Genomic DNA, 12,859 nt, shown 5'->3' on the forward strand with positions numbered 1-12,859 from the left:
CTATGCGGATGGACAAGAAAAAATCGAAAAATTACCTAAAAATGATCAAATCTTAACAAAAGAAAGGGATTAACAATTAGAAGGATAAATCAGTTTTAGGAAAATCTTTTTTCAATATCTTCCATTCCCAATTTAAAATAGGTAGGTTTGCCTGTAGGGCTAATGGAAGAGTTTTCGCAGGCGAACAATTCATTGACCAGACTTTCCATTTCTTCTTGGTTTAAGCTTTGTCCTCGTTTTATGGAAGTTTTTCTAGCCAATGCTTTGGCAAGCGGTGAATTTCGGTCGTTTAAGCTGTGGCTATTGGCAAATTCCTGAATGAGGCTATCCATCAGGTCTTTTAAGTTGGTTTCCTGCATGTAAGGAGCAACGCCGTGTATAACAAAGGAGTTGGATCCAAACGGGTGTATATCAATTCCCAGGGAATGCAAAGGTTCGAGCATTTCGGTTAGTAGGGAACATTCATAAGCATTGTATTCCAAATTGACCGGAAAAAGCAATTGCTGACTAACTCCGGTATGGTTTTTAAGCATGGAGGCATAGCGTTCGAATTGAATGCGTTCATGAGCCCCTTGCTGATCAATTACCAAAATTCCACCTTTCATGGAAGTCAGGATGAATGAATTTTGAACTTGGTAAAAGGAGTGGGAAATTTCCTGAGGCTTTTCGGAACCAAGCTGTTCAGTTTTTTCATGGGGATGTTCCTGGTCTTTTTTCTCGAAGCCTTCGTAGAGTTTTTCCCAAGCCCAATTGTTTTTACTAGGTAAATTCAATTCACCTTGTTTGGGTCTATTATCGGTGGAAGGCCATTTCGGTTGAAAAGGGTTAAACGTTGGATCTACCTTGATCGTAGGAGGAATGATGGGGCGATCAGGATGTAAGGGAGGCTGGAAACTTGCCTCTTGTTCAAAATCCAAGGTAGGCGAAATGTTGTAACGGCCGAGTGAGCGTTGCACAGATGATTTCAGGATGGCGTAAATTGCTTTTTCGTCTTCAAATTTTATTTCTGTTTTGGTTGGATGAATATTGATATCCACCTTTTGCGGGTCAATTTCCAGGAAGATAAAATAGGTAGGAAAGCAATCTTGAGGCAATAAATCTTTGTAAGCTGTTTGAACGGCATGGTGCAGGTAGCTGCTTTTGATAAAGCGATTGTTGACAAAAAAGTACTGTTCACCCCTGGTTTTGCGGGCATATTCGGGTTTGCAAATAAATCCTGAAACCTGAATAATGGTGGTTTCTTCATCTACCGGAACCAGTCGTTCGTTATAATCGTTACCGAACAAGGCCATAATTCGTTGACGAATAGCAGAAGATTTCAGGTTGTAAACCTCGCTATCATTGTGGTAAAGCGAAAACTTAATGGAAGGAAATGCAAGGGTAACCCGGTAGAATTCTTCTAAGATATGTCTGAATTCCACCGCATTGGATTTCAAGAAGTTTCGGCGAACGGGAACATTATAGAACAGGTTTTTCATTGAAATGGAAGTTCCTGCCGGACATTGAATATGTTCTTGGCTTTTGGCTTCGGAACCTTCGATGATAATTTGTGTACCTAAATCATCTTCGGCTCTTCGTGTTTTCATTTCTACCTGCGAAATAGCGGCAATAGAAGCCAGAGCCTCGCCCCGAAATCCCATGGTTCGGATACAAAACAGGTCGTCTGAATTTTTGATTTTGGAAGTGGCATGTCGTTCCCAGGAAAGCCGGGCATCGGTATTCGACATCCCTTTGCCATTATCGATAACTTGAATTAAGGTACGTCCTGCATCCTTAACAATCAGTTTAATGTCTGTGGCTCCGGCATCAATGGAATTTTCAAGCAATTCCTTAACAGCTGAAGCAGGTCTTTGAACCACTTCACCAGCCGCAATCTGATTGGCTACATTGTCCGGAAGTAACTTGATGATATCCACTTTTCTCTTTTCGGACGGCGAAGGTCTTAAAATTCAATTGAAATTTTTGTGCTTTTTTAGTATATTTTTTCACAAGTACTTGATACCCCCATTCCGAACTTATACTATTTTTGTAAAACATCTAAAAGGACATTATATGAAAAGACTTATCACCCTGATTCTAACCATAGCAGGTTTTACTTCCTACGCTCAGGTTCAACTTCATTCAACTTCACCACTGCCCCCTGGAATGGGTAAAGTTGGCAATACTGTTTTAAAACCTAAGAAGGCAACCGAGAATTTAGGAAGCTATTTCCTGGATTATGAAGGGTATGATGAGTTTTTCTTCGGTCAAATTCAATCTTTTGTAAAAGTTGGATTTAATTCCTTAGATACCACAACAGGCGTAATTCGTCAGGCCATGGAAGTGTTTGATACCTTGTTAGTAACCCAGGATTATAATGATTTTCAGCCAATGGAATGGGGTGGAAATACCTTTGTTCGAATTGATACCCTATACATTATTGTTGGTCAACAAAACAATACAGGCGACACGGCGGTATTTAAAATGCGTTTGAATACTTATAAATCCAATTCCAATGCCAACGGAGCCTACCTTAGTTTAACCAATGAACTTTGGGCTGATTCTATTGCCATAGATACCAACCTTACTCCGGATCCGGATGGGTCAGGTTTTCCAATCAAAACCTTAAAATTTACTCCCGGTGTAATTACCAACCAAAAGTTTGCTGCTACCTTCGAATATTTTGGTGACCCACAAGATACCTGTTACCTGCGTTTTAGCTATGGAACAGACGGAAGTAACTGCGGAAGTTCTTCTCAAGCCTTGATTATTCCTTCTGAATTATACCCACAATCCTTTTATTCAGTAGCCCTTGGTGGTGAACCCGGCAATCCAACTCCAAGTATCTTTATTCCACGAATCAGCGGAAATTTTGGCTATTACTGGTACAATGATTGCGACAATTCAGGCGACCCATATAATACGCCGGGCGATCAATCCAGCGGGTTTTCTTCCAGTGAAAATTCATACCAAAATTGGTCTATTTGGGCAAGCGTAACTTTAATAGACTCGGTTACTGCAATGAATGAACTAAGTAATAAAGAGTTTAGTGTTTCTGCCTACCCTAACCCAGCCAAAGAGGTGGTTAATTTAAGCTATCAGGTAAAATCGGAAGGTTCGGTAAATCTTCATGTTCACAATATCCTGGGTACCGAGGTTTTGGCTGCCGAACTTGGACACAAAGGATTGGGAAAAAACACCTACAGCATGGATATTTCCGGTTTACCTAACGGAATTTATACCTATACCATGGAAATGAATGGTAAAGCGGTTACTCGCAAGTTTGTAGTGGCTCATTAAGGTTTTTTTACCTTAGAAAAGAGGCCATTCCCAATAAGAATGGCCTCTTTTGTTTTTCTTTGCACCATGAAATTATCCCGAATTCAACATCTAATCTTCCTTTCTTGTCTTTTGCTTATTGGAGCTTGTGCTAATGAAAAGAAGCAAAATGATAAACCCAAAATTGCCTACCTGGATTTATTGGAAGATGAAACCTTGGCACAAGCCAGACAAGGCTTTTGGGATGCCTTGGCTAAAAATGGTTATTCTGAAAAGGATGGAAGTCTGGAGGTGATTTATAAAAATGCCAATGGAGACCAAATGGCTTTGGTTCAGGCTTGCGATTACATGGTAAGTCAAAATGTAGATATAATTGCCACCAATCCAACCTTAAGTACAATAACAGCCGTTAAGAAATCCGGCAACATACCTGTTTGTATGATGGTTTCTCCTCGTCCCGATTTAGCCGGTTTGGCCTCTAAAGATGGAACCTGGCCTTCCCAATTGTTTGGTGTTTATGAAACCCTGGATTACATTGATTCTTCCCTGGCATTGGCCATGACCTTGCAACCAGAAATCAAAAAAATAGGATTAATTTATAACCAAAGTGAACCCCAAAGTGTAGATGCCTTCAACGAGGTAAAAAACTATTGTGCTAAAAGAGGGATTGGACTGGAAGCTCTGCCGGTTAATGCTTCTTCCGAAACCCAACAGGTTACCTCCGTACTGCTCTCTAAATCCATTGATGCTTTCTTTGCCTTGCCTGATAATGTTATTTTTGCCTCTTTCGAAACGGTGAAAAAGCTATGTGATGAAAAGAAAATCCCCATTTACACATCCGAAGCAGGTTTGGTAAAACGAGGCGCCAAAGCTAGCTTTGGAGCAGATTTTTACCAATGGGGTTATCAAGCCGGATTGCAAGCGGCTGACTACCTCAAGGATAAATCCAAGTTGCCTGCTCCACAACCGGTAAAAAACAGAATAAAAACCATCGGAAAATAAACTCCTCCACATGAATAAACAAATCATCCAATCTCCGGCAGCTCCGGCTCCAATTGGTCCCTACAGTCAGGCTGTAAAAGCAGGTAATTTTTTATTTCTTTCCGGGCAAATCGCTTTAGATCCTGCAACAGGAGAATTAAAAATGGATTCTGTGGAAGTAGAAACCCAACAGGTAATGAAGAATTTACAAGCGGTATTGCAGCAAGCAGGGTTGGATTTTAATCATGTGGTAAAAACTACCATTTTCTTGATGGATATGAATGACTTTGCTACAGTTAATACCATTTATGGGAGCTACTTTCAAGGTGATTTTCCGGCCAGAGAAACTGTTCAGGTTGCAGGACTTCCCAAGGGTGTTCGGGTTGAGATTTCAATGGTAGCGGCTGTTTAATTGCATTTTCTCATCTTGAGCAATTCCAACTTCCCCGGTTGGTGCCAAGCTTTCAACATTCTGTTTTGAAAAATTAATAATTATCCTCCTCTTTTCTTGGTAGTTCTTGCCAACTTTGAGGCATGGAAAAAATAAAAGTCGGAATATTTTTCGGAGGACAAAGCCGGGAAAGAGAAGTTTCATTTGCCGGAGGAAGAACTGTTTACGATAATCTGGATAAGGCCTTGTTTGAGCCTGTTCCTATTTTCGTTGATAGCTTTGGGCAATTCATTCTACCCGACTGGCAATATATTTACAAAGGGTCTATTCGTGATTTTTACCCTCCGGTGCATGCCATTCCATATTCCCCGGGCGAATTTCAGGTTTATGCCGAAAATTTACCGGATGCTGATTCCCTGAAAGCAAGCCTTGCCGCTTCCATAGGAAAGTTAATTCAACCAAACGAGTTAAAGTCGCTTATGGATTTGGCTTTTCTTTGTTTGCATGGTGCTTATGGTGAAGATGGTCGAATTCAAGGCCTTTTGGAATACTTGCATATCCCTTACACCGGTTCCGGAATTTTACCATCGGCCTTGGGAATGAACAAAGCAGCTCAAAAAAATCTGCTTCAAAGCACAGGTTTTAATAGTCCGGCATTTTTTGAAATAACTAAACAGCAGTGGAATCGCGAAAATGAACGCATAACTCTTTTTGAAACAGTTAAAGAGGTGGTTGGTTTCCCCTGCGTAGTGAAGGCTTCCAATCAAGGCTCTTCCATTGGAATTTCCGTACTCAATTCAGCGGATCAAACGGCATTCGAAAAGGCCGTTGAAAAGTGTTTTTTCACTAGAACCATCCTGGCTTCGGAGTGGAATGCCCTAACTGAACGTGGTAAAAATGAGTATGTGCGTACCTTGGCTGATATTCGGGAAGGAATTGGACTGCCGGTTCGTTTGGGAAATTCGGTATTGTTTCACCCCGATCAGGTTTTGGATACCTTGAAGGAGGTTTTAGCGCACCAAGAATCGGTGTTTTTGGAATCGATGGATGGTGAAAGTTCTGTTTTGGTGGAAGGGTTTATCGAAGGCAAGGAATTTTCTTGCATTGTGGTTGAAGATGAGCAAGGAAAAGCCTTGGCTTTGCCTCCAACCGAAATTAGGAAAGGAAAAGAAGTATTCGATTACCGAAGCAAATACCTTCCAGGTTTATCGAGAAAAATTACACCTATCGAGCTTCCTACCGAAACTATACAAGCCATACGACGCGAAACCGAACGCCTTTTTCAGCATTTTCAATTCGATGTTTATGCCCGAATAGATGGATTTGTTGGAAACGATGGTAAAATTTACCTCAACGATCCCAACACGACCTCCGGCATGATGCCCAGCTCGTTTTTCTTTCACCAAGCTGCTGAAATTGGGTTAAATCCTTCCCAGTTTTTAACCTATATCATTCGAACTTCCCTGGCTGCTCGTATTCGCGATTTTAAAGGGAATGGAGTTGCCGAGCCTGTTCTAAACCAATTGGATAGAGCCATTGAACACCATAAGACTCAGGCTAAGCAGAAGATCAAAGTGGCCGTTATTTTGGGTGGTTATTCTTCCGAGCGTCATATTTCGGTTGAAAGTGGACGCAATATTTTTGAAAAACTGTCTTCATCCGATAAATATGCTCCCGAACCCATTTTTCTGACCGGAAATTCCGAGAATCACCTCTTATACAAAATTCCGATTAACCTTTTGCTAAAAGACAATGCGGATGATATTAAGGATAAAATTGAGCATTTTTCAGTACACGAAGTAATTAAGGAAATTATCCATGATTGTTCTTCCATTACACTTAAATATGCTTCGGACGACGCTTTGGCCGCTCCCGAATTGCTAAGTTATTCCGATTTGAAAAATCGTTTTGATGAGGTTTTTATCGGGTTGCATGGTCGTCCGGGTGAGGATGGTGCGCTGCAAAAACAACTGGATGCTTTGGGAATGCCTTACAACGGTTCCGGAGTTCAAAGTTCTTCCATTACCATTAATAAGTATGAAACCAACGAAATTTTAGCCAAACATGGCATGAATGTAGCCAAACATTTGTTGGTGGAGAAATCCGATTGGCAAACCAATAAAGCCAAAGCCATCGAAACTATTTTATCTTGCGTTAAGTACCCTTTTATCGCAAAACCGGTGGATGATGGCTGTAGTTCTGCGGTTAGAAAAGTGAAGACTCAAGCCGAATTGGAAGCTTTTGCAACGCTAATTTTCAGAGATGGGGAAGAAATGGATACGACATCTGCCCAACTTTTAAACATTAAGCCAAAAGAGGAGTTTCCAAATAAATCCGTTTTTTTAGTTGAAGAGCTAATTTCGGCCAATGGGGCCCTGCATTTCCTTGAAATTACCGGCGGAATGTTGACCCATTACAATGCCCAAGGGGAGGTGGAATATGAATTGTTTGAGGCTTCAGAAGCGCTAAGTGAAGGAGAAGTTTTGTCGTTGGAAGAGAAGTTTTTGGCAGGTCAGGGACAAAATATTACCCCTGCCCGTTACCAATCTGATCCGGAGGCGAGGCAACAAGTTAGCGATTTTGTGAAAAGTGAGTTGATGCGTGCAGCCAAGGCCTTAAATGTGCAAGGTTACTGCCGGATTGATGCCTTTGTTCGGGTATTTGAAAACAACCGTGCCGAGGTTGTCTTCGTGGAAGTGAATTCGTTACCGGGTATGACGCCTGCCACCTGTATTTTTCACCAGGCTGCAATAAATGGTTATAAACCCTATCAGTTTATCGACCGAATTTTGGAATTTGGTAAAGCTAGAGTAGGGAAGTAGTTTTTTTTAGGTGCGGGTACCTTCGCATTAGTGTTTTTTGTTTTGTACAGACTTTTGTAAGGCTCAGGTCCGGGCTATTCGTTCCAAGTCCTCGCCCCGAAAGGGTTCGGGGCTGTGGGCTTTCCACTACTATCCCTACCCGGAGGCTTCGTGCAAGGCCAACCGGTATGGCAATGAACAACCGGTATTATAATCCAAGATTAAAACATTTATTGCCGAAATCATTTTCTAAAATGGTAAAACAGTTTGGGTTTGCACCCCGGGCAACGATTGAGGTAAGTAGCCCACAGGAGCATGCGGCGCTAGCCAAGTGCGACGAGGACTACAACCGAAAGCGTGACCCGAACGCCATGCAAGCTGTTGGAGTTTTGGTAAAATAGGGTAGGCGGAGGGGGCCCGCATAATTAAAAGAAAGATTACTTACCTGGCCGGTAAAATCAAATTACTTCCGTTTAAGATTTTCCAGGTGGCAGGAATGGGATTCATCAGACGGAAATGATCTTTGTCGTGCCCACCAATTGCTATGCGGATTTTATGTCCTTTTTTGAAAAGATAGGAGGTAGGCAACAAATCGATTTTAATTTTTTCTTCTTTACCAGGCTCCAGCGGCAGGGCATCTTTACGCAGAAAGCTGTGCCAATCGCCGACCTGGTTATAGGTTTGGTCGGGACTAATTTTGCGGTGGATGCTACGTAATTCGCCTTCGGTAACGTAATGAACCACCCCATTTTCGTCAATATCTTCGAGGTAAACAAAAAAGGAGCAATCGCCCTGGGATGAAGTTAAGACCAATTCCAATGCTGCATGGCCTGTTACTTCCAAATTAGCTGAAAGCGGTTCAGAGTCGAAAACCAGGAGTTTTTTATCACGTTCGTTTCTATCCGGATAGACATTGGGCGTATGCAAGGCCCCTGCAAGGCTTTCCCATCGGGTAACGGAGCCTGTTCCGGCGCTGGTATCGACTATATAGGAAGTTGAAAAGGGTTCAACCACAGGACTTTCTTCCAAAGCCAGGCGGTTGTTGGGAAGAAGGGGAAATGTTTTGGTGCTAAAGCCGGGAGGAGGCCAGGAATCGGAGAATTTCCATTTGTTTTCAACCTGGGTAAAATAATGTACACGTGGTTCTTTATCGAGGCCATTGGGTTTGGCTTTCAGGTAAAAGTCGAAAAATTTTAGCAGTTCCCCGATGTGATTAAAAGATGCATCGCTTTGGGCGTATGGGGCAGTTACGTAGCTTCCGCCGTGTTCCCAAGGACCCAGCATGAGTTTGTATTGTTTATCTTTAAGAGTCAAAAAACGTTTAACTGCAGCATTGGGGTAGGCTCCATCGCTCCATCCGCTATAGGAATACACGGGAACTTTGGTGGCAATTTCCTTGGCCACGAAGGCATGAGGACTAAATTTATCGGCACCTACATTTTGAATAGGTTCTTCGTCCCGGAAATCCATTTTCATAGCGCCATCGTTCACATTCAGGTTGTCTTTGTGTTGGGCGACTGCTTGTTTTAATAAAGTTCTTCGGCCTTTTCCATCAACGGGTTTTACCCCGCGAACGGCCATTTTTACCTTTTTGTTTTTGGTAGGTAGTTTATTGTCGTCTAGGGCACGGTTGGCTTTTCCCCAAACGCTGGTAAACCACATGTTGTGAATGCCACCCGGAAAGGCATTATCGGCATAAACGTCGAAGAGGGAGTAGAGGTTGGCGTCGGCTTTAATTGCAGGGTGTTGGGTGGTAAGAAGAAATTCGGAAGCGGTGCCGGTGTAGGAGGCTCCAGCGGTTCCGATGATTCCGTTACTCCAGACCTGTTTAATAATCCAATCACAAATTTCATAGCCATCTTTAACTTCGTTTTCGGACCAGGGGTAGAGGTTTTGGCCAAAGGAGGCACCGGAACCACGAACGTCAACATTAACCAGGGCGTAGCCATTTCGCGAAAATTCGCGAATCATTTTTCCCAACAAACCCATGGGAGTTTTTACGAACCAGGAAAAGGGCCAACGGATTTCTACATTTCGCCAATAGCGGGTTTGGTGAAGGATGGTAGGAATTTTGTCGCCTGGTTTAATACCTTTTGGTAAGTAGAGGTCAACGGCAATTTTAACTCCATCCCGCATTTCGAGGTAAAAGGATTGGGAAGTGTAGCCTTCGTAGATAAAGCCTTGTGTTTGATCGTAAGGTTTGGGATAGTCGATTGCTAAATCAACTCCAGGTTGGTTTTTTTTTGCTTTTTGAGCGAAAATACCTGTTGTTGAATGGAGTAGAATAATGGAAAAAAGGAAAAGCAGGTTCTTTTTCATGAAGGGGTAAAGGAATAGAGGCGCAAAATACACTAAGAACGCTTGGTTTCGCAGGAGAAATTGAAAAAATGCATAATGATGAAAGACTTATTTCAGAAGCAGATACGCAAGGGTGAAAAAGAGATTAAGGATGAAAGGAATTAGCGGGGTTTGTATCAATTGTAAAGAAATTGAAAAGGCTTATATTCGAGCATTACAATGGTATTACTTTTGTTGCATGCGTAAATTCGACATTTTAGAGAAGGTAGAAATAGCTGCCTTTGCGGCAGAAGGTAAATCGTTGGCAAGAGTTGACAATTTTGTTTTGTTTTTAGACAAGGCTGTGCCGGGCGATGTTGCTGATATTCAGGTAACCAAGTTGAAGAAGAATTTTGGAGAAGCCAAAGTGTTGAAATATCACAGCTATTCGAATTTACGCACCCAGCCTGCTTGTCAGCATTTTGGAACTTGCGGAGGGTGTAAATGGCAACATTTAGGGTATGACAAGCAATTGGAGTTTAAAACGCAACAGGTGAAAGATGCTTTGGAAAAGATTGGCAAACTAGAGTTTCCGGCAATTTCACCCATTATTGGATCTTCGAAAATATACGAATACCGAAATAGGTTAGACTTTACCTTTTGCAATAGCCGTTGGTTAACGAATGAAGAGGTGAAAAGCGGGTTGAGTTTTAACCAAAATGTTTTGGGATTTCACGCTCCCGGACGTTTTGATAAGGTTCTGGCTATTGAGCAATGCCATTTACAAGCCGAACCAAGCAATACCATACGGAATTTTGCCAGGGATTATGCTTTGGAGCATGGCGCAAGTTTTTACGATATCAGAAATCAGGTAGGACTTTTAAGACAATTGGTTGTTAGAACCACTTCTACAGGTGAAGTAATGGTAATTGTTTGGTTCAACGAGGAGCAGAAGTTTAATTTCATGTTTTTGGAGGCCTTGAAGAGCCGGTTTCCAGAAATAAGTTCGTTGGTTTATACGGTTAACAACAAGCGAAACGATAGTATGGGCGATTTGGTGATGGAGATTTATTCAGGTAAGCCTTACATTGAGGAGGAAATGGAAGGTTTGAAATTTAGGGTTGGTCCCAAGAGTTTCTATCAAACCAATAGCAGTCAGGCCTATGAGTTGTATAAAGTAGCCAGGGATTTTGCCGGATTAACAGGAAAGGAAAAAGTATATGATTTATACACCGGAACGGGAACCATTGCTCTGTTTGTAGCAAAAATGGCATCCAAAGTAATAGGGGTGGAGTATGTGGAGGCAGCGGTGGAGGATGCCAAATTAAACGCTGGCTTAAACGGAATAGGTCATACCGACTTTTATGCAGGAGATATGAAGGATGTATTAAATGCTGGTTTTATAGAAACCCATGGCAAACCGGATGTAGTAATTACCGATCCTCCCCGTGCCGGGATGCATGAAGATGTGGTAAGACGGATTGTGGAAATGGGTCCACAGAAGGTGGTTTATGTTTCCTGCAATCCCGCCACCCAAGCCAGAGATTTAGCCTGGATGGATGAGGTTTATCGGATTAGTAAGGTACAACCGGTAGATATGTTTCCACATACTCATCATGTGGAGAATGTGGTGTTGTTGGAAAAGCGATAGTTACGATGCTGCATTATAAAATATATGGAAACGGCCCTAAATTTATGCTTGCTTTCCATGGGTTTGGAGGTACTCACCGCGATTTTGAGCCTTTTCTTCCTGCATTAACAGATTATACCGTTTATAGTTTTGACTTATGGCATCATGGAGAAAGCGAATATGAAGGATTGCCAATAGAAAAGCATAGTTTCGATACCAGGATGCAAGCTTTTTTAGCCAAACATAAAATATTTCGATTTTCGTTGCTGGGTTATAGCATGGGAGGCCGAATTTGTTTGGAGATGGTAGAGCATTTCCCTGGGAAAATTGATGAGGTTTGGCTATTTGCACCTGATGGATTAAGGCGTAATTGGTTGTATCGGTTTTCGACCCGTACTTTGTTGGGAAATTACTTATTTAGGAGAGTCAATTCCAATCCGGGGATTTTTTTTAGAGGCGCCGAATTTTTGGCCGGTTTAGGGTTATTGGACAAAAAAATTAAAGATTTCGTTGTAAAACAAATGGGTAGCAAGGAGCGGAGGGAGAAGGTATATAATTCATGGAGAACGACCTCCAGACTTTGGCCAGAATTAAAGGTGGTAGCGGACCATTTGGTAAGATATAAGATAAAAATTAGCATTGTTATGGGTAATAAGGATAAGGTCATTCGTAAGGAATGGGCCAGGAAATTAACCCGTTACATGCCTGATTCTAGTGGGGTTGTTAAGGTGGTAGAGGCAGGTCATAAGCTCCAAACGGAAGAAGTTCGGAAAGAAATTTGGGGAATTTGAACTTTTTTTTCTTTATCCTGTAAACTGATAGAAAAAACTACTATTTTTGCACCCGCTTTTAAAGAAAGCAAGATCTCGTAGCTCAGTCGGTAGAGCATAACACTTTTAATGTTGGGGTCCTGGGTTCGAGTCCCAGCGGGATCACAGAAAAAGCCTTCCAATTCGGGAGGCTTTTTTGTTTCCAGGAATATTTCTTTTGGTAACCTAAATAATTTTTCAGCAATTGGAAAATTAATTACCGGATATAAAAAATTGAATCAAAGCTGTGCTTGGTCTTTTCTTGATTAATTGTAAGGCCATTACACTATTTAAACCATTTTGACTATAATGTATATTTGGATTTAATTGTAAAATTGGGTTATATACATATTTAAATATTCATTTAATTTGACCTTTTAAGGTGTATTAATTTGAAGCAATTCTTTTTGTTAATTCTGTTGTTTATTGGTAATTATTCCTTTTCACAAAAAGGGAATGGGAGCCGAGAAGAATGGAAGGATAGCCTGGTAATCAATTATAAAGGAGTACCGGTGCTTGATGCATACCATTGGATGGAAATGCCGGGTTCTCGCAGATTAAGAAAATGGCTTAGAACATCAAAAGTGAGGTGGTCGGGTTTGATTGGACAAATATATAATTTAAAAATAATAGGTTAAATAATTAACAATGAGGGGGTTCGGGGGAGACTCATAACTTTAGGTTTTGGTTGATAACTAGGCAGCCCTCTTAA

The 12,859-nt window shown here is 41.6% G+C and carries 9 protein-coding genes and 1 tRNA gene; 8 read left to right on the plus strand and 2 right to left on the minus strand.

All coding sequences use genetic code 11. The features are described 5' to 3' along the window. Nucleotides 1–95: 95 nt before the first annotated feature. Nucleotides 96–1,916, minus strand: coding sequence for a DNA mismatch repair endonuclease MutL (gene mutL / locus K1X82_02205; protein MBX7180898.1), 1,821 nt, complete (start codon nucleotides 1,914–1,916; stop codon nucleotides 96–98). Between the two features lie 136 nt (nucleotides 1,917–2,052). On the opposite strand from mutL, the gene K1X82_02210 reads away from it, so the two are divergent. The 4 genes from K1X82_02210 (at nucleotide 2,053) to K1X82_02225 (ending at nucleotide 7,452) form a co-directional block, all read left to right on the plus strand. Next, complete coding sequence (locus K1X82_02210; protein ID MBX7180899.1) at nucleotides 2,053–3,279, plus strand: T9SS type A sorting domain-containing protein; 1,227 nt, start codon at nucleotides 2,053–2,055, stop codon at nucleotides 3,277–3,279. Nucleotides 3,280–3,345: 66 nt separating this feature from the next. Then, the gene (locus K1X82_02215) at nucleotides 3,346–4,260 is read left to right on the plus strand and encodes an ABC transporter substrate-binding protein (protein MBX7180900.1); all 915 of its coding nucleotides are present in this window, start codon (nucleotides 3,346–3,348) and stop codon (nucleotides 4,258–4,260) included. A 10-nt stretch (nucleotides 4,261–4,270) separates the two neighbouring features. Further along, a complete protein-coding gene (locus K1X82_02220) occupies nucleotides 4,271–4,651 on the plus strand; it encodes a RidA family protein (GenBank protein ID MBX7180901.1) in 381 nt (126 codons plus the stop codon). A gap of 131 nt (nucleotides 4,652–4,782) precedes the next feature. Next, a complete protein-coding gene (locus K1X82_02225; GenBank protein MBX7180902.1) occupies nucleotides 4,783–7,452 on the plus strand; it encodes a D-alanine--D-alanine ligase in 2,670 nt (889 codons plus the stop codon). A gap of 420 nt (nucleotides 7,453–7,872) precedes the next feature. Here the strand turns inward: K1X82_02225 and K1X82_02230 are convergent, their stop codons facing one another. Next, the gene (locus K1X82_02230) at nucleotides 7,873–9,750 is read right to left on the minus strand and encodes a CocE/NonD family hydrolase (protein ID MBX7180903.1); all 1,878 of its coding nucleotides are present in this window, start codon (nucleotides 9,748–9,750) and stop codon (nucleotides 7,873–7,875) included. Between the two features lie 217 nt (nucleotides 9,751–9,967). Between K1X82_02230 and rlmD the strand changes: the two genes are divergently transcribed. From rlmD to K1X82_02250, 4 genes are all read left to right on the plus strand, one after another. Continuing rightward, the gene (rlmD, locus tag K1X82_02235; protein ID MBX7180904.1) at nucleotides 9,968–11,359 is read left to right on the plus strand and encodes a 23S rRNA (uracil(1939)-C(5))-methyltransferase RlmD; all 1,392 of its coding nucleotides are present in this window, start codon (nucleotides 9,968–9,970) and stop codon (nucleotides 11,357–11,359) included. A gap of 44 nt (nucleotides 11,360–11,403) precedes the next feature. After that, complete coding sequence (locus K1X82_02240) at nucleotides 11,404–12,129, plus strand: alpha/beta hydrolase (protein ID MBX7180905.1); 726 nt, start codon at nucleotides 11,404–11,406, stop codon at nucleotides 12,127–12,129. 71 nt (nucleotides 12,130–12,200) lie between these two features. Then, nucleotides 12,201–12,273, plus strand: a tRNA-Lys gene (locus K1X82_02245). A gap of 266 nt (nucleotides 12,274–12,539) precedes the next feature. After that, nucleotides 12,540–12,785 (plus strand): hypothetical protein, encoded by a 246-nt coding sequence (locus tag K1X82_02250; protein MBX7180906.1) that lies wholly within the window; start codon nucleotides 12,540–12,542, stop codon nucleotides 12,783–12,785. The last annotated feature ends 74 nt before the right edge of the window (nucleotides 12,786–12,859 follow it).

The organism is Bacteroidia bacterium (assembly GCA_019695265.1).
GTDB lineage: Bacteria > Bacteroidota > Bacteroidia > JAIBAJ01 > JAIBAJ01 > JAIBAJ01.